Source organism: Polaribacter sp. Asnod6-C07, from assembly GCF_045063625.1.
GTDB lineage: Bacteria > Bacteroidota > Bacteroidia > Flavobacteriales > Flavobacteriaceae > Polaribacter > Polaribacter vadi_A.
Genome location: NZ_JBEFOF010000005.1, coordinates 529,015 through 546,612, shown reverse-complemented (window position 1 = coordinate 546,612; position 17,598 = coordinate 529,015). Strand labels below are relative to the sequence as shown.

16 protein-coding genes and 1 other RNA gene are annotated in these 17,598 nt (G+C 27.6%); 9 read left to right on the top strand and 8 right to left on the bottom strand.

Annotation, left to right across the window (positions count from 1 at the left end; translation table 11 throughout):
• The first annotated feature begins 5 nt into the window (after nt 1–5).
• From ACJJVK_RS02390 to ACJJVK_RS02370, 5 genes are all read left to right on the top strand, one after another.
• Nucleotides 6–1,256, top strand: coding sequence for an efflux RND transporter periplasmic adaptor subunit (locus tag ACJJVK_RS02390; RefSeq protein ID WP_405562758.1), 1,251 nt, complete (start codon nt 6–8; stop codon nt 1,254–1,256).
• Between the two features lie 133 nt (nt 1,257–1,389).
• Nucleotides 1,390–2,067, top strand: a complete 678-nt coding sequence (locus ACJJVK_RS02385; protein WP_068363072.1) for an ABC transporter ATP-binding protein — start codon at nt 1,390–1,392, stop codon at nt 2,065–2,067.
• Nucleotides 2,068–2,127: 60 nt separating this feature from the next.
• Nucleotides 2,128–4,572 (top strand): ABC transporter permease, encoded by a 2,445-nt coding sequence (locus ACJJVK_RS02380; protein WP_405562755.1) that lies wholly within the window; start codon nt 2,128–2,130, stop codon nt 4,570–4,572.
• Nucleotides 4,573–4,604: 32 nt separating this feature from the next.
• A complete protein-coding gene (locus ACJJVK_RS02375) occupies nt 4,605–7,004 on the top strand; it encodes an ABC transporter permease (protein ID WP_405562752.1) in 2,400 nt (799 codons plus the stop codon).
• A 70-nt stretch (nt 7,005–7,074) separates the two neighbouring features.
• Nucleotides 7,075–8,496 carry a TolC family protein gene (locus ACJJVK_RS02370; protein WP_405562750.1) on the top strand — a complete coding sequence of 474 codons (1,422 nt, stop codon included), beginning with the start codon at nt 7,075–7,077 and terminating at the stop codon, nt 8,494–8,496.
• A gap of 44 nt (nt 8,497–8,540) precedes the next feature.
• On the opposite strand, the gene ssrA is transcribed toward ACJJVK_RS02370, so the two are convergent.
• Nucleotides 8,541–8,934: a transfer-messenger RNA gene (gene ssrA, locus ACJJVK_RS02365) on the bottom strand.
• A 153-nt stretch (nt 8,935–9,087) separates the two neighbouring features.
• Here ssrA and ACJJVK_RS02360 point away from each other — a divergent pair.
• The 3 genes from ACJJVK_RS02360 (at nt 9,088) to ACJJVK_RS02350 (ending at nt 11,810) form a co-directional block, all read left to right on the top strand.
• Entirely contained in the window at nt 9,088–10,296 is a 1,209-nt protein-coding gene (locus ACJJVK_RS02360) for an NAD(P)-dependent oxidoreductase (RefSeq protein ID WP_405562747.1), read from the top strand.
• Nucleotides 10,283–10,513: a DUF3820 family protein gene (locus ACJJVK_RS02355; protein ID WP_405562744.1), complete on the top strand. Its 231-nt coding sequence runs from the start codon at nt 10,283–10,285 to the stop codon at nt 10,511–10,513. The genes ACJJVK_RS02360 and ACJJVK_RS02355 overlap by 14 nt, the downstream gene beginning before the upstream one ends.
• 70 nt (nt 10,514–10,583) lie before the next feature.
• On the top strand, nt 10,584–11,810 hold the full coding sequence (locus ACJJVK_RS02350; RefSeq protein WP_405562742.1) for a mechanosensitive ion channel family protein: 1,227 nt from the start codon (nt 10,584–10,586) through the stop codon (nt 11,808–11,810).
• A 14-nt stretch (nt 11,811–11,824) separates the two neighbouring features.
• Here the strand turns inward: ACJJVK_RS02350 and ACJJVK_RS02345 are convergent, their stop codons facing one another.
• From ACJJVK_RS02345 to ACJJVK_RS02320, 6 genes are all read right to left on the bottom strand, one after another.
• Nucleotides 11,825–12,181 (bottom strand): DUF2809 domain-containing protein, encoded by a 357-nt coding sequence (locus ACJJVK_RS02345; protein WP_405562739.1) that lies wholly within the window; start codon nt 12,179–12,181, stop codon nt 11,825–11,827.
• 492 nt (nt 12,182–12,673) lie between these two features.
• The gene (locus tag ACJJVK_RS02340) at nt 12,674–14,089 is read right to left on the bottom strand and encodes a DUF4173 domain-containing protein (RefSeq protein ID WP_405562737.1); all 1,416 of its coding nucleotides are present in this window, start codon (nt 14,087–14,089) and stop codon (nt 12,674–12,676) included.
• Between the two features lie 2 nt (nt 14,090–14,091).
• A complete protein-coding gene (locus ACJJVK_RS02335; RefSeq protein ID WP_405562735.1) occupies nt 14,092–14,565 on the bottom strand; it encodes a Coq4 family protein in 474 nt (157 codons plus the stop codon).
• A gap of 54 nt (nt 14,566–14,619) precedes the next feature.
• Nucleotides 14,620–14,916, bottom strand: coding sequence for a transcriptional regulator (locus ACJJVK_RS02330; RefSeq protein ID WP_215992931.1), 297 nt, complete (start codon nt 14,914–14,916; stop codon nt 14,620–14,622).
• Nucleotides 14,917–14,945: 29 nt separating this feature from the next.
• Nucleotides 14,946–15,554 (bottom strand): hypothetical protein, encoded by a 609-nt coding sequence (locus tag ACJJVK_RS02325; RefSeq protein ID WP_405562732.1) that lies wholly within the window; start codon nt 15,552–15,554, stop codon nt 14,946–14,948.
• Nucleotides 15,555–15,625: 71 nt separating this feature from the next.
• Nucleotides 15,626–16,192, bottom strand: a complete 567-nt coding sequence (locus ACJJVK_RS02320) for a hypothetical protein (protein WP_405562729.1) — start codon at nt 16,190–16,192, stop codon at nt 15,626–15,628.
• A 31-nt stretch (nt 16,193–16,223) separates the two neighbouring features.
• Between ACJJVK_RS02320 and ACJJVK_RS02315 the strand changes: the two genes are divergently transcribed.
• Nucleotides 16,224–16,595 carry a DUF1801 domain-containing protein gene (locus tag ACJJVK_RS02315; RefSeq protein ID WP_405562727.1) on the top strand — a complete coding sequence of 124 codons (372 nt, stop codon included), beginning with the start codon at nt 16,224–16,226 and terminating at the stop codon, nt 16,593–16,595.
• A gap of 27 nt (nt 16,596–16,622) precedes the next feature.
• Here the strand turns inward: ACJJVK_RS02315 and ACJJVK_RS02310 are convergent, their stop codons facing one another.
• Entirely contained in the window at nt 16,623–17,579 is a 957-nt protein-coding gene (locus tag ACJJVK_RS02310; RefSeq protein ID WP_405562724.1) for a transglutaminase domain-containing protein, read from the bottom strand.
• Nucleotides 17,580–17,598 lie beyond the last annotated feature (19 nt).

The window sequence follows — 17,598 nt, the reverse complement described above, 5'->3', positions numbered from 1 at the left end:
TAAAAATGGACATTCAAATAGAAAAAAAGAAATTTTCTACATCAACATTATTAAAAATTAGTGGAATTGCACTTCTATTACTATTAATTATTTATGTGATTTATGCAACCTCTGGAGGCTCTAAACTTTCGGTAAATAAAGAACGAATTGCAATTAATGACGTAAAAAATGGTGTCTTTCAAGAAAATATACCTGTAAGCGGAATTGTGTTACCCATAACAACTATTTATTTAGATGCTGTAGAGGGTGGTAGAGTAGAAGAGAAGTTTGTAGAAGATGGCGCAATTATGAAAAAAGGCGAGCCAATTTTAAAATTAGCAAATACAGATTTGGAGTTAAGTTTAATTAACCAAGAAACTTCTGTTTATAATTTATTAACGCAAATGCAAATTTCGCAGAATGCAGCAAGACAGAATACAATTAATAGATTAAATCAATTTACAGATGTAGAAAATAATTTAATTGAAGCGAAACGTTTGTTCGATTTAAATTCAAAATTATATGAAAAAGGGGCTATTGGGCGTCAAGATTATGAGTCTTCTGTAAATAATTACAACTACCAAAAGCAAAGAATGAAATTAACGAATGAAATTTTACAAGAAGATTCTATTGCTACAAAACAAGAAATTCAACAAGCTAAAAACTCATATCAAAGAACCCAAAGTGCTTTGAAATTGATGCGAAAAAAGGTAGAAGATTTAGTAGTTAGAGCACCTATTGATGGTCAATTAACTTCTTTAGATGCAGAAATTGGTCAGTCTAAAAATAAAGGAGAAAGATTGGGTCAAATAGATGTAGTTACAGGTTATAAAGTAAGGGTAGATATAGATGAACACTATATTTCTAGAATATATACAGGACAAACAGGAACATTTAACCTAAATAACAAGCAATATACTTTGGTGATAAAAAAGATTTTTACACAAGTTACAAATGGACGTTTTCAAGTAGATATGGTTTTTGAAAACGATGTGCCAAAAGGAATTAGAAGAGGTCAGAATTTACAAATTAGAGTGGCTTTAAGTGCAGAAAAAGAGGCAATGTTAATTCCTGTTGGTGGCTTTTTTCAAAAAACAGGTGGTAATTGGATTTTTAAACTATCAGAAGATGGTTCTACTGCTTATAAAGTAGACATTCAATTAGGAAGCCAAAACACAAAATATTACGAAGTAATTAGTGGATTAAATGAAGGTGATAAAGTAATTACATCTAGCTACGATTCTTATAACGAAATAGAGCAAATAATTATAAAGTAGTTAGACTTTAGACGAGAGAAAATAGAATAAAGAAAATAGATAAAAGAGTTAAGAATTAATATCAAAAGAGAAAAAAATAAATTTAAAAATCCAAAGCTAATAGCGAAAAGCGAACAGCGTAAAGCCAAAAATAATGATAGAAATTAACAATTTAGAGAAATTTTATAGAACAGATGAGGTACAAACCATAGCATTAAACAAGTTGTCTTTTGAAGTTAAAAAAGGAGAATTTGTCGCAATTATGGGACCATCAGGTTGTGGAAAATCAACTTTATTAAACATTTTAGGTTTGTTAGATGATCCTGATGCTGGTAGTTTTAAATTTAATGGAGAAGAAGTAGCTGGTTATAATGAAAGAAAAAGAGCTCAATTAAGAAAACACAATGTTGGTTTTGTTTTTCAGAGCTTTAATTTAATTGATGAATTAACCGTTTTTGAAAATGTAGAGCTGCCTTTAATTTATACAGGTGTTAAAACATCAGAAAGAAAAAAACGAGTAGAAGAAGTTTTAGAGAAAATGCAAATTATGCACAGACGTAATCATTTTCCGCAACAATTATCAGGAGGTCAACAACAAAGAGTTGCTGTTGCAAGAGCAGTTGTAAATAATCCTAAATTAATTTTAGCAGATGAACCAACAGGAAATTTAGATAGTACAAATGGTAATGAAGTTATGGATCTGTTAATCGATTTAAATGAGGCTGGTACTACAATTATTATGGTAACTCATAGTGAGCACGATGCAAAATACAGTCATAGAATTATTAGAATGTTAGATGGCCAAAAAGTAACAGAAAATATTTTAGTGTAAGCGTTATTGCCTAAAATTAAAACCAATTATTCTTAAAACCAACCCATAAAAACTGAGCAAATGTTTAAAAATTATATAAAAATAGCATTTAGAAATATGATGAATCACAAGGTGTTTTCATTCATAAATGTTATTGGTTTAACCATTGGTTTTAGTGCTTCTTTTATAATAGGTTTAATGGTGTATTACGATTATACTTTTGATGATTTTCATAAAGATGGAGATCGAATTTATAGAGTAGTTACCGATTTTAAATTTCCAGAAGGTGAGTTTTCTAATTCAGGAGTAACTTTAGCATTAAAAGGGGCTATACAAGATAATTCTAATTTTGATGTAGTTAGTGAGTTTTATTTAGAAAGACCCATGAAGGTTAATAATAGAACAGAAGATTTAGAATTTAAATTACCCAAAGATGTAATCTATGCAGATGAAAATTATTTTAAAATTTTTGATTACAAATTTATTGCTGGTGATGCTATTAAAACACTACAAAACCCTAATGAAGTAATCTTAACAGAAGAACGCGCATCTAAGTATTTCCCAAATACAGCAGTTTCTGAAATTATTGGTAAAACGTTGGTGTATAATGATTCTATTAACGCAAAAGTTACAGGAATTGTAGAGGGTTTTAAAAACAGAACAGATATTATTTTTCAAGAATTTATTTCTCATCCAACTTTGTTGCAAACAAGATTGCGTGGAAATATAATTGGTAAAAGATGGAATAATACTAATTCTAATTCTCAATTGTATGTTAAGTTGAGTGCAAACGCAAATAAAGCATCAATAAAAAATAATCTTAAAGAAATTGCTATTGAACATAGAGATGAAGATGATATAAAATATGGTGAAGAAAGAATATTTAACCTTCAACCTTTAAATGATATTCATTTTAATGAAAATTACGGAACTTATGATTGGTCTAGTGGACAAGCAAGCAAGTCTTTATTAAAAAACTTAGTATTTGTAGCGATCTTTTTATTGTTGTTAGGTTGTATTAATTTTATCAATTTAAACACAGCACAAGCTGCACAACGTGCCAAAGAAATTGGTATTCGAAAAACGTTAGGAAGTTCTAGAAATCAGTTGATTGGGCAGTTTATGGGAGAAACATTTTTGTTGGTTTTAATTGCTGCACTTTTATCATTAATACTTTCTAAATGGCTAATTAATGTCTTTTCAGATTTTGTGCCTGTAGGCTTAAGTTTCGAATTATTCAAAGTACCTATTGTAGTAATTAGTATAATTTTATTATTAGTCTTAGTAACTTTTTTGTCTGGTTTTTATCCAGCTATTGTTTTATCAAAAATTAACACGATTTCAGTTTTAAAAAATCATTTAGGAGTTGGAGATAAAAAGGTACGTTTAAGAAAGTTTTTAACTGTATTTCAGTTTACAATTGCACAAGTTTTTATAATAGCCACACTTTTAGTAGGTAAACAAATTAATTTTTTATTAAGTAAAGATATGGGTTTCAAAAAAGATGCAATTGTATCTGTTTATAAACCTTTAGAAGAACAAAGTTTTGAGAAAATTAAACTGTATTCAGAAAAATTAGCAGCAATACCAAGTATAAAAGAAATTAGTCTTGGCGCTAATCCACCTGCATCTCAAAGCAGTAACAGAACTGATATGAGAAGAATGGTTGACAACCAAGAAGTGTATGGAGAAATACAATTACTTGCTGGTGATACCAACTATTTAAATCTTTTTGAAATTGATTTACTTGCTGGTCGTGTACAAAGAAATGATACCATAAAAGAACTGGTAATAAATGAAGCTGCAAGAAAATTTTTTAGATTTAAATCTGCAGAAGATGCTGTTGGTAAGTCTTTACTTTATGATAAAGAAAACTTGCAAATTGTTGGGGTTATTGGAGATTTTCATCAACGTTCTTTAAAGTCAGATATTAAACCTCTCACTTTGCATGGAGATTGGTACAGAGGTGAATGGTCTTATTTTCAAGCAGTGCATATTTCATTACAAAGTAATTCCACCGAAAATTTAAAAAATAGTCTTTCAAAAATTGAAAAAGTTTATAAAGAAGTATATCCAGGCACTAACATGAGGCTAGAATTTTTAGATGAAACCATTGCTAAATTTTACAAAAAAGAACAAAAAGTATCGAAATTATTAAACTGGGCAACAGGTTTATCAATATTAATTAGTTGTTTGGGGCTATTAGGTCTTGTAATTTATACAACTAATAGACGTGTTAAAGAAATTGGAGTTCGTAAAGTGTTAGGTGCATCTTTATTTCAAATTAACGCATTGTTGTGTAAAGAATTCTTAATCTTAGTTGCAATTGCTTTTGCTATTGCTGCACCAATTGCTTGGTATGGAACGTACAATTGGCTTCAAAATTTTGCTTACAAAACCAGTATTAGTTTTTGGGTGTTTGTTGTAAGTGCTTTTGCTATGATTCTATTTGCTTTAATTATTATTAGTGCAAAAACATTACAAGCTGCAAATGCAAACCCAGTAAATTCTCTACGTTCAGAGTAATAAAATCATTAAAAATTAGAAAACTTAAATTTATGTTTAAAAATTATATAAAAATTGCACTCAGAAATCTCCTTAAAAATAAGGTGTATTCGCTAATTAATATTTTAGGTTTAGCCATTGGTATTACAGCAACTGTAATGATTGGTTTGTGGATTAACGACGAATTGAATTACAATAATCATTTTGAAAACAGTAATACCATAGCACAAGTATTACAAAATGAAACCTATAATAATAAAACCGAAACTTCAGAAGCAATTCCTAGAGCCTTAGAATTTGCTATTAAAAAAGATTATGAAGATAATTTTAAACACTTAGTGATGTCTTCTTGGACACAACCTAGATATTTAAAATATGGAGAAATCAATTTAAATTTTCAAGGAAACTTTATGCAGAAAGGAGCTTCTGAAATGCTGAGCTTAGAGATTGTTTCTGGAGTTAAAAATGGAATAGATGATCAAAAATCAATAATGATTTCTGAATCTACTGCAAAAGCGTTGTTTAAGGATATAAACCCTATTGGAAAAATTGTAAGAATAAACAGTACAGATGATTTAACTGTAAGCGCAGTTTATAAAAACATACCTAATAATAATAGTTTTTCGAATTTAGATTTTATTGGTTCTTGGGATTATTATGTGGCTTCAAGAACTTGGATTCAAAATGCTAAAACTTCTTGGGGAAATAACTCATTTCAACTTTTTGTGCAGATTAATGAAAACACAACAATGGATGCTGTTACAGCAAAAATTATTGATGTTAAAAAAATAGCATCTCCAGAAGAAGCGCAGTTTAATCCACAAATGTTTTTATTTCCAATGAAAGATTGGTATTTGCGTAATAAATTTGATGAAGGAATACAAACAGGTGGAAGAATTGAAAACGTTTGGTTATTTGGTATAATTGGTGTGTTTGTATTATTATTGGCTTGTATCAATTTTGTAAATTTAAGTACTGCAAGATCAGAAAAAAGAGCCATTGAAGTTGGAATTAGAAAATCTATAGGATCAAAAAGAAGTCAGTTAATAGCACAGTTTTTAAGTGAATCTTTTTTAATAGTGGTACTTTCTTTTGTGTTATCAATTGGTTTGGTATTGTTGTTTTTAAATGGTTTTAATGATTTAGCAAGTAAAAAAATAGTTTTTCCTTGGTCAGATTATCAATTTTGGGGAGTTTCTTTTATTTTCATCATCATCACATCATTTCTAGCAGGTAGTTATCCAGCTTTATATTTATCATCTTTTAATCCTGTAACTGTTTTAAAAGGGACATTTAAAACAGGTCGTTTTGCAGCTTTGCCAAGAAAAATATTAGTAGTTACTCAATTTACAGTTTCAGTTGCATTAATTATAGGAACTATGATTGTAATAAATCAAATAGATTATGCTAAAAACAGACCAACAGGTTATAACAAAGAAGGCTTAATACAAATACCTGTAATGACCTCTGAATTTAATGGGAAACAAGAGATGATGCGAAATCAATTTATAGCATCTGGTGCAGTTATAAATATGGCAGGTACAAGTAGCCCAATGACAGATGTTTGGTCTAATTGGAGTGGTTTTAAATGGGATGGAAAAGATCCTGAATTTCAAGAAGAATTTGCCTATACAAATGTTTCTTATGATTTTGTAGAAACTTTAGGGTTAACAATAATTGAAGGTAGAGGTTTTTCTAGAGATTTTGCTTCTGATTCTACTGCTGTAATTTTAAATAAAACAGCTGTAGAATATATGGGAATTGAAAACCCTATAGGAAAATACGTTAGAGATTCTGATGATGAAGACCCAAGAGAACCATTAAAAATAATTGGTGTTATAGATGATATTCTTGTACAGTCTCCTTACAGTCCTACAAAACAAGCTTTTTATGTTTTTGATAATAATGAATCAGCTAGTTATTATAACTTAAGATTAAACCCAAGCAAAAGTATTGCAGATAATTTATCAAAAATAGAAAGTACATTTAAAGCAAATTTTCCAAACTTACCTTTCATTTACCAATTTGTTGATGAGCAATATGGACAAAAATTTAGATCTGAAGAAAGAGTAGCAAACTTGTCTAAAGTATTTACAATACTTGCCATTTTTATAAGTTGTTTAGGCTTATTTGGTTTAGCTTCTTTTGTAGCAGAACAACGTACCAAAGAAATAGGAATACGTAAAACATTAGGTGCTTCTGTAAGTCAATTATGGATTTTGTTATCTAAAGATTTTTTAAAATTGGTTGTAATTTCATTATTAATTGGTTCTCCAATTGCATATTTTATGATGAAAGAATGGCTGCAAAAATTTACTTATAGAACCAATATTTCTTGGACAGTTTTTGCAATTGCTTGTTCTGGTGCTTTATTGATTACTTTAATTACAGTTAGTTATCAGGCAATTAAATCTGCAATATCAAACCCTGTAGACTCTTTAAAAACAGAATAAGTTACAGGTTAAGGTTCATCAAAAATTAATTTGTTCTGATGAAAATTAGAACAGCTTAAAAGTATTAAAAATGATAAAAAGAAGTTTCGTTTATTTAATTGCATTTGTTTTCAGCAATTCTATGTTTTGCCAAAATGAGCAAGAAAAAATATATACGCTAGAAGAATGTATACATATAGCTCTAGAAAATAATTTAAGTTTAAAATCAACTAAAAACACTGCAAAATCAACTAAAATAAATTATCAACAATCTAAAGCAAACCTATTACCAAATGTAAATGCAAATTATAATTTAGGTATAAATAATGGTAGAAGTATAGATCCGTTTACAAATGATTTTATAAATCAACAATTAACATTTTCAAACGCAAGTTTAAGTTTAAATGCAACTGTTTTTAATGGTTTTAGATTACTAAATACCTTAAAACAACAAAGATTAAATACACAAGCTGCTAATTTAGAAGTTGAGCAAGAAGAACAAAATTTAATTCTTTCAGTAACTTTGGCCTACTTGCAAGTTTTAAATAGTAAAGATTTATTAGCGTTAAATAAACAACGATTAATAGCTACAGATAAGCAATTAAAAATTCAAAAAGATTTGTTTGATGAAGGTAGAGAAAACCCTGCAGATTATACAGATTTGTTAGGCCAAAAATCTTCCGATGAAACTAGTATTCTTTCTGCAGAAATTGCTTTAAATAATGCAAAATTAAGTTTAACATCACTTTTAAATCTACAAGTTAAAATGGATGTTAATGCAGATGCTTTTTTATTAAGTTTAAAGAAATACAAATTTACACCTAACCAAGTATTTAATGAAGCTTTAGAAAACTTGGCTACTTTTAAAGCAAGTGAATTACGATTAGAATCTGCAAAAAAAGGAGTAAGTGTGGCAAAAGCTCAATACATACCAGAAATATCTTTGTTTGGAGGTTTAAATACGAATTATTCAAGTGCAGCAGAAACCTATATTGAAACAGGAACAACTATTGCAGAAACAGGAGATTTTGTGTCAATCAATAATCAAAATACACCAGTTTTAACCAATCAAGCCTTATATAGTACTCAGAATATTAGTTATTTAGATCAGTTTGATAATAATTTTAATTCTGTAATTGGTTTTTCTGTAAGTGTACCAATTTTTAATGGTTTTCAGGCAAAAAACAATGTTGCTTTAGAAAAAGTGAATGTAGAAGAATCGTTAATTGCATTAGAGCAAACTGAATTAGATATAAAAAATGCCATTCAGCAAGTCCATTTTGATATGGAAGCAGCTTTTGCTAGATATCAAAGTTTAAAAAAACAAGTAGTTGCTTTTCAAAAATCTTTTGAGATTAATGAAACCAGGTTTAATAACGGAGTTTCTAATTTCTTGGCTTACATAACCAGTAAAAACAATTTAGAAAACGCAAAAATTAATGTTTCTATTGCCAAATACGATTATTTTTTAAGAGTAAAAGTTTTAGAATATTATAGAGGAGTTAATTTGTGATTTTACAATAAAAAAACCTGTAAAATATTTATTTACAGGTTTTTAAGTGGAGACGCCGAGAATCGAACTCGGGTCCAAACAAGCAGCCAAAAAGCTTTCTACATATTTAGTTCTTATTTGGTTTTCGTTTAAAAGCTGATTAAGAACAACCCACTTATAACTTAGCTTTTTTAGTTTCGAAAACTTACCAAAGCTTTAAGTTTTCTATGTTTATTTTTACGATGCCCAAAAATGAAACGCCATAAACCAAGGCTTTTCGTGGACATAAAGCTTGCTCACCTTGTGAGCCTAGGCTAATCCTACTATGATTCGGATTAAGCAGCTAAAGCGTAGTTATCTTCGCCGTTTAAAAAGTTGAAATTAGGTTTTACGAGTGTTATTTCATAACTCGATATGCTTACAAATTCACTGACCTTGCTGTCAAAACCAGTCGTCCCCAAAATGTCAAAGAAATATTTTATATAAAATAAAATACGGTTTGCAAAAGTATAAAAAAATACAATTGTTAATCTCTTTAAAATCTAATATCTTCGAACAAATATTATACCAACTTTTACAGCAGTAATTTCAGTAACCTTTAAATCAATTATTATGAAGTTTGGCATCATTAAAGAACGTAAAAATCCACCTGATAGAAGAGTCGTATTTTCACCGGAAAAATTACAAGAGTTTAAAAATCAATTCCCTACAGCTTCCATAAAAGTTGAAAGCTCAAATATTCGAGTTTTTTCTGATGAAGCTTACAGAAAATCTGGTTTTGAAATTACTGAAAATATGTCAGATTGCGATGTTTTATTTGGTGTAAAAGAAGTGCCAATTGATGCTCTAATCAACAATAAGAAATATTTTTTCTTTAGTCATACCATTAAAAAACAACCTTACAATAGAAAGTTATTAAACGCAATTTTAGATAAAAATATAGTATTGTTCGATCACGAAACGATTGTAAAAGAAAACGGAATGCGTTTAATTGGTTTTGGACGTTATGCAGGTATTGTTGGGGCATACAATGGTTTTAGAGCAATTGGTTTAAAGAAAAAAACTTTTAGTTTACCAAAGGCTGAAACTTTAGATTCACAAAAGGAATTAATTTCTGAATTAAAAAAAATAACACTACCTAAAAATTTTAAAATTCTTTTAACGGGTAATGGAAAGGTTGCTTATGGAGCCAAAGAAATGTTAGATGCAATACATATTAAAGAGGTTTCTGTTGATGATTATTTGAGTGAAAATTTTACTGAACCTGTGTATTGTTTGGCAGATGTTTTAGATTATAACAAACGTAAAGACGGAAAAGTAATCGATAATTTTGATTTTTACGATCACCCAGAGAATTACGAATCAGATTTTATGCGTTTTGCAAAAGTGTCAGATTTCTTTATTGCTGGGCATTTTTATGGTAATGGAGCACCTTATTTGTTTACCAGACAAGATGCAAAATCAGAAAAATTTAAGATTAAATTTGTGGCAGATATTTCTTGTGATGTTGATGGTCCTGTTGCATCAACCCTAAGAGCATCGACCATTGCAGATCCTATTTATGGTTACAATCCAAAGACAGAAAAAGAAGTAGATTTTACAGATGATAATGCAATAGTTGTTATGGCTGTAGATAATTTACCTTGCGAATTGCCAAAAGACGCAAGCGAAGGTTTTGGAGAAATGTTTCTAAAAAATGTAATTCCTGCCTTTTTTAATAATGATAAAGATGAAGCTTTAGCAAGAGCAAAAATGACAGAAAACGGAAAACTTACAGAACGTTTTTCTTACTTACAAGATTTTGTTGATGGAAGAGAATAACTTTCAAAATAGACAATTCTTATTAGATTTAGCTAAAGCGAAAATGCCTTTCGGTCAGTTTAAAAATCGATATTTAATAGATTTACCTGAACATTATTTGGTTTGGTTTAAGAATCAAGGTTTCCCAAAAGGTAAATTAGGTTTGCAAATGGCAAGTGTTTATGAGTTGAAGTTAAATGGTTTAGAAGATTTAATTAGAAATATTCAACAGGTATAGCTTTGAGTTTAAGATTATATAAAAAAAGTATATATTTACTTTTAATCTAACAAATTACGCTCATTATATTATGATATTAAATTATGTTTATTTTGGAATTTCTATATTAGGAATTTTTCTATTTTTCTTCATTTTTAAAAAAATATTCAAAAAATTACAAACTAAACTAGATAAGCTAGATAGAAATGTTCTCTTCAAAAATAAAGAAGTTGCTAAACTCTTTCGTTTTATTACACCTAGAAGAGAAAAACATATTCTAAAATTTGCAACGAGAACTATTAGAATTGGTTTTAGCATTGTTTTTTTAGTATTGTATTTACCTTTTGTTTTTAAATTTATTCCAGAAACTAAAGAAATAGCAGATACCATATTTTCTTATGTTTTAAAACCAGTACATTTTGTTGTTGATGGTTTTTTAGAATTTATTCCTGGGTTGTTTTTTATTTTGGTGATTGTTTTTGCTACTAAATATTTATTAAAATTCTTAAAATATTTAACTGGCGAATTAGAAAGAGAAGCTGTTCGTTTAGAAGGTTTTCATGCAGATTGGGCTAAACCAACTTTTAATTTAATTAGAATTGTAATTATTGCTTTTGCAGCCGTAGTTTGTTTTCCTTACATACCTGGTTCTGGTTCTGATGCTTTTAAAGGTGTTTCTATCTTTTTCGGAGTTTTGTTTTCATTAGGTTCTACAGCTGCTATTTCTAATATTGTTGCAGGTGTTGTAATTACTTATATGAGACCATTTAAAGTGGGGGATAGAGTAGAAATAGGCAATACAGTTGGCGATGTTACAGAAAGAAGTTTATTAGTAACAAGAGTTAAAACCATAAAAAACTTAGATGTAACTGTACCTAATTCTACTATTTTAGGGAATCATATTATCAATTTTAGTAAAAATGCAGCAGAAGAAGTTGGAGTTATATTACATACTTCTGTAACAATTGGTTATGATGTACCTAGTGGAGATGTTATACAGGCTTTAGTTAAAGGTGCTAAAAACACACAAATGATTTTAGACAAGCCAGAACCTTTTGTTTTGGTAAAAAGTCTTGACGATTTTTACATAAATTACGAAATTAATTGCCATACCAAACATCCAGAGAAATCTGCAGTAATCTATTCTTATTTACACGAAAGTATTAAAAATGAGTTACACAATGCTGGTATAGAAATATTGTCTCCACATTACAGCGCAATTCGTGATGGAAATGTTTTAACTGTTCCACCAGAAAATGTACCTAAAGATTATGTTAAACCAGGTTTTAAAGTGGGTAATTTTAATATTGGGGGATAACTTTTATTATTTAATTATAACTTTTCAAAGATTAAAATGGTTGCAACACCTAAAGTATAAGCAACTAAATCTGGAATAGAAAAAGAGGTGCCTAAAATAAGTTTAAGAATACTTCTATATTTTAAAGGATATAAATTTTCAAGATTTGTCAATTGTAAAAATTCAATTATATAAGCGATTAACAAAACAATAAAACCTGCTTTAAGAGCTGATATCTTTATAAAGCTTTTAATAAAAGTGTATAATAGCATTACAGACAAATAATCTCCAAAAGTATGTCTTAAAAATCCTGTTGCATATTTTGCAATTAAAACTTCTGATACAAACAGAATTATAAAAATTACGAAATATTTTATATTGAATTTTATCATAATTTATTTTTAAAAAGAGCAAGGCTATTTACTTTAAAGTCTAAAGCCTTGCTCAAATCAACTTACTACTAACTAACTAACTAACTTTTTCTGAATAAGTTTTTTATTTATTTCTGGTTTGCAAAGCCAAACCCAAGCTTGTATTAATGTAAAAAATGCTGTTATAAAGAAAATGCATACAAATATTTGAAAGTTTGAAATTATAATTGAATAAGCGCAAACACAAAAAATTACAATTGCATTATAGGGGAAAAAACGTCTAAAAATTTCATTATTACTCATCTTATTTCTAACAGAATAGTACAAAATTAAAATGCAGAAAAAAATAGTAAGAGAGCATATAATAAATATTGGTATTATTGATAAAATAACATAAGGTATAATTCCTATTACTGTGCTATAATCTTCAAAAAGAATCTGTACCCAAAATATGATTGCAGATAAAACAGATGCTTTCAATATTAATTTTGGTATTTTATTAGAATTTTCCATCTACTTTATTTTTAGATTATCAAATATCATTTCTTGCCAAGAATTACTCTCTAAATCAATTAAATAAAGTCTGTGTTTTTCATCAATTTTTAAATTTTTAATATCATTTTTTACAATGTAATCTTTTAATAAAAACACGTTGTTGTTTGATAGGTTAATAAGATATTTTAAATCAATTTGTTCAGCATAATTAATGTTATTATAAGTTATTATTTTATCCCAATTTATTGTTGAAGAAATAACAAGTATTACAAATGCAATTTGTGTATTTTTTCTAAATAAATACCATAAGTTTTTAATTTTTGTTACCTTAAAATAGGTTGTAATTAGGCCTATTGCAGTTAATAATAAAAAAAACAAAACTCCAATTCTTTTATAGGTTAACCCAAAAGAAAAAATATACTCAATGTTTTTTATTGCTGTAATTATGATCATTATAAGATTCAGAAAAATCCATATAAAAGTTAATATTTTTAAGTTTTTATTATCTTTTATAAAGTTTAAGCTTCCTCTAAAAAAATACAGAATTAATACAATTGCTAGTAAATTTGAAAAGATTAATGCATTTACACCTGTATGTACTTGTTCAGAAAGCTGTGGAGCTGTCATTTTATGAATTTCAAATAAGTATAATGTATCAGTTACCAAGAAAAGTACAATTAGAATATTTAAAGTAATTAATAATATAAAACCCATTTGTTTCTCACTTTTTATTTTTTTGGGTGATGTATATTTTAATTCTTCTTTAAGCAGGTTATTGCCAGTTTTTAAATCTGTAGAAGTTACAGGTTCTATTTGTATGGGATTTGTAATATTATAGAATAAATAATACCCTAAGCCTGTAAAAACAAACCATTGAAAATTGATATAACTTAAGTCAATTTTGGTTATTAAAGCATCAAATTTTGGATTTCCATTTCTGTATAAACTGATAAAAACTATTACTATTATTAAAGGAATTCCAGCAGTTTTAAACCAATAAACATAATCTATTTTTTTTCTTTTTTCTGGTTCTTTGTCGCTATTTATTTTATCAAAATGTAAAGAAAAAACAGCAACAATAGTAGTATATAAACCGTTAATCCATTGTATATAAATTGATGATTTTTGTTCAGAAATACTACCTATTAGAGTAATAAAAGCAAGAATATTTGCAATTATTGTTAAGTTAGATTTAAAAAGAAAAATAGTAATACCTGTAATAAAATATCCAACAGTTATAAATAAATTTTGTTTTTTATTAAAAGATTTAGGTTTATGTATAGCCAATATTATAACAGTTAATACTGAAAATAAGAATAGATTTAAACCAAAATTTTGCTGATAAAAAAGTAGGCTAAAAAATATAGCACCTATTAAAATTACTAGTTTCATCCATTTTTTAGATGCTTCTTGTTTTTGAATATCAATTTCCATAGTTATTGAATTTGTAGTATTTGTTGTTTATTAAAGATTGCTTCTCTAATTTCTTGAAAAGAAAAGTTTAAAAGGTTTTTATAATTAAAGTGATAAAATTGGTTGCAGTTTTTACCTAATTTGTGAGACTTTATATAGTATTTGTAGTATTCAGGCAGTATTAATGTACCAGCTAAAAGTACACCAATTAAATACGGACTTCTTTTTCCATTACCAAAGCATACATATTGTAAAGCAATTTCATCTTCCACAGTTGTTCCATAACCAGTTATTAAATGATAACAATCGTGTCTTTCAACTTTTGGTAACAACTCAAAGTTGTTTTCAATTAGTAGTTTTCCTAAATGATAACCAAAACTCTCTTCTGAATAGGTTAATAGTTCTTCTGAACTTATATCCCATGGTTTCTTGTTTTTATATTTGATATAAATTCTTTGAGAACACTCAAACAACCAATAAATAAACTTCTTTCTCATATTTTATTTTTTAAAAGAACTTTGAAATACAAAGTAATTAGATAAAAAAATATTCTATTTGTTTTTAATTAATTTTTCAAGAGCATCAATGTGTTTTTTAAACTCTTTTTTTCCTAATTCTGTTGCAATGTATTTTGTGTTTGGTTTTCTACCAATAAATTGTTTTTCAACCTTAATAAAATCTACTTTTTCGAGCGCCTTTGTATGGCTTGCTAAATTACCATCTGTTGCACCCAATAATTCTTTAAGGGTATTAAAATCTGCAAATTCATTAACCATTAAAACAGACATTATTCCTAATCTAATTCTATGATCGAATGCTTTATTAATATTTAAGATGATGTTTTTCAAAAACCTATTTTTAAGTTGCTAAATTACATCTATTTTCTATCGTACTTGTAGTACATAGATGCTCCATAAATAATATGCATAAATCCAAAACCAATTACCCAAAACCAAAACCCATAACTAGGGAAAACAGCACAAAGTAAACCTAAAACAATTTGAGTGTAACCTAAATATTTAACATCTCCCAAAGTATATTTTGATGCATTTAGCAATGCCAAACCATAAAATAAAAGCATTAAAGCTCCTGTTTGCCCATATTTTTGTTGATTTAAAATAATAAGTATATAAATTCCGCCAGTTAATAAAGGCAGAATAAAACTTGTTAGTAGTCTTTTGGTTAAGGAATCCCATATTTTTTCATCGTTTTCTTTTGCCTTTTTTGTAGTTAAAAGAATGGCAGTTCCTATACTTAAAACCCCAACAACAAGTAAGTCTAATATAAGAAAGTTGAAAATTTCACTTTCTATTACAATATATTCATTACCATCTAGTGTATAAAACCAATAAGCAAAAGAGGCACCAATTAAGGCGTATAAACCTGCTAAAATACCAGACAAACCACTCAATGAAATGAATCGTGATGATTTATTCATTAATGTTTTAATTTCTGATATGTCTTTTAAATAATCTTCTGAATTCATTTTTAAAGAACTTTGAAATACAAAGTAAATAATTATTTTTTACATTAGCAATAAAAATGATAAATAAATTTCTAATTACTTTTTACCACCAAACCATAAGTTATATGGGCAATTCCTAAAATTAAAAGTGATGAATACCAATAATTAGGAATCAAGAAACAGATTAAGGCTAAAAACAAAGAAACACCTACTAAAATAAAAAGGTTTTTACTGTTTTTAAGTTTTAAAAAGAGTAGGGTTACAGCATATAATAACAAGAAAAATGGAGCTAAATAATCACTATAATTAAAGAATATTAGGTAAGTAAGCACCAAAAAAATAACAATAAAACTAATCAGGTATTTCCATAAAATAGTTTTTGTTTTAGAGTTCCATAGTTTATAATCTAATTTTTTAGACTTTGCTTTTCCGTTTAAAAATAACGTTACAGAAGAGAAAATAAAAGTTGTAAATATTATTGTTAGAATAAAAATTTCTATAATTTGAGGTGATAAAGCTCCTATAGGATTTCCATCAACTAAAAAGCCCATTATTAATTTTTTTATTAAAAAAGTAGCAACTAAAAAATAGATTCCTATTAAAATACTTGAATAACCTTGTAAAGAAAAATTTGATTGAATATTATCTTGTATCGCCATAAATATTTAAATTGGGCTAATATACAATAAAATGAAACCTGCAGAAGAATACATTTTAAATCAACAAGAACCTTTTAAGTCTATGTTAATGCATTTACAGATTTTAATTGAAGGTTCTTTTCCTGAAGTTGATTTAAAATTTAAATGGAAAATTCCCTTTTATTATTTAAATGATAGACCTTTTTGCTATTTAAACCCGTCTAAAAAGAAAGGACATGTAGATGTTGTTTTCTGGGTTTCTGCACATTTAACTAAGTATAATGAGTATTTGATTTCAGACAACAGAAAAGTAGTAAAATCTCTAAGGTATTTTAAGTTAGATGATATTAATGAAGAAATTTTATTAACGGTTTTAGATGAAGCACATCAACTAAAAGAAAAAGGTTTTTATAAAAGGAGTTAAAAGTTTTGTCTAGAAGTCTTTTTTATTTTACCTAGCCTTAACTTTAAAATGCAAAGCATCTTCTTTATTGATAAATAAAACCAAGTCTGTATTTCTATTCGGATTTTTTATTGATAATGTAGTAATACCATTTTCCGATTTTATAACTGGTTTTAATGCAAATTTATTTCCTTTTAGAGTATAAAAAATAAGTGCATTTGTATCTAGATTTTTAAATTTTAAAGTGATGCTCTCTGATGATTTTAGGTTGATTATTCCAGTTTTTGGTGCAATTAATTCAGCTTGTAAACTCAAAAAAGTCTGACTATAAATTGGCTGATTGTAAAATTCTTGAATGCTCATTCTACCAAAACGTAACACCCAAAGGTTGTCTTCTGGAAAATGGGTTTTAAAAATTTTATCTTTAGGCATATTAAAAAAGTAATTATTAAACTCTCTAATCCATTTGCCATTATATTCGTAACCAGCTGCCCAAGTTGCATCTAAAATTATCCAATCATCATTAATTTTTACAGCATTCCAAGCATGATTTGTGGAGCTTTCTATCTTGCCAATTTCATTGGAATTACTTCTAACATTGCCTTTTATTACTTGAGATTCAATCTTTAATAAATCACATATTTTCTTAAAAGATTGTGCATATTCTTCACAAACACCCATTTTTGTTCTAAAAGCTGTATTGACCAATTCATCTTTAATAGCTTGTAGTTTTAATACTTTTTCTTCTTCGGATGCATATCTAAATCGATATTTTCTTTGCCTAGGATTGTAGTATTCTTTTAAATTATATCTGATGTTCTTTGTCAGCCAAAAAAAGGCAGCTCTTACTTTATCGATATCTTTAGTAAAATCGCTTTCAATTTTATTGGCTAAATCATCTACCTCAGAAAACCTTTGATATTGTAAAACTTTGGCATCAACTTTTTCAAAATCTTGAGAAAAATTAGCAGTAGAAATTAAAAGAAAAAAGAAGAGTTGTTTCATTATAGTGTATTAAACAACT

Coding starts and splice junctions, on each gene's coding strand:
- ACJJVK_RS02325 (WP_405562732.1), bottom strand. CDS start 15,554: ATGAATTCAGAAGATTATTTAAAAGACATATCAGAAATTAAAACATTA.
- ACJJVK_RS02335 (WP_405562735.1), bottom strand. CDS start 14,565: ATGAGAAAGAAGTTTATTTATTGGTTGTTTGAGTGTTCTCAAAGAATT.
- ACJJVK_RS02345 (WP_405562739.1), bottom strand. CDS start 12,181: ATGATAAAATTCAATATAAAATATTTCGTAATTTTTATAATTCTGTTT.
- ACJJVK_RS02380 (WP_405562755.1), top strand. CDS start 2,128: ATGTTTAAAAATTATATAAAAATAGCATTTAGAAATATGATGAATCAC.
- ACJJVK_RS02370 (WP_405562750.1), top strand. CDS start 7,075: ATGATAAAAAGAAGTTTCGTTTATTTAATTGCATTTGTTTTCAGCAAT.
- ACJJVK_RS02340 (WP_405562737.1), bottom strand. CDS start 14,089: ATGGAAATTGATATTCAAAAACAAGAAGCATCTAAAAAATGGATGAAA.
- ACJJVK_RS02350 (WP_405562742.1), top strand. CDS start 10,584: ATGATATTAAATTATGTTTATTTTGGAATTTCTATATTAGGAATTTTT.
- ACJJVK_RS02355 (WP_405562744.1), top strand. CDS start 10,283: ATGGAAGAGAATAACTTTCAAAATAGACAATTCTTATTAGATTTAGCT.
- ACJJVK_RS02385 (WP_068363072.1), top strand. CDS start 1,390: ATGATAGAAATTAACAATTTAGAGAAATTTTATAGAACAGATGAGGTA.
- ACJJVK_RS02375 (WP_405562752.1), top strand. CDS start 4,605: ATGTTTAAAAATTATATAAAAATTGCACTCAGAAATCTCCTTAAAAAT.
- ACJJVK_RS02320 (WP_405562729.1), bottom strand. CDS start 16,192: ATGGCGATACAAGATAATATTCAATCAAATTTTTCTTTACAAGGTTAT.
- ACJJVK_RS02315 (WP_405562727.1), top strand. CDS start 16,224: ATGAAACCTGCAGAAGAATACATTTTAAATCAACAAGAACCTTTTAAG.
- ACJJVK_RS02310 (WP_405562724.1), bottom strand. CDS start 17,579: ATGAAACAACTCTTCTTTTTTCTTTTAATTTCTACTGCTAATTTTTCT.
- ACJJVK_RS02360 (WP_405562747.1), top strand. CDS start 9,088: ATGAAGTTTGGCATCATTAAAGAACGTAAAAATCCACCTGATAGAAGA.
- ACJJVK_RS02390 (WP_405562758.1), top strand. CDS start 6: ATGGACATTCAAATAGAAAAAAAGAAATTTTCTACATCAACATTATTA.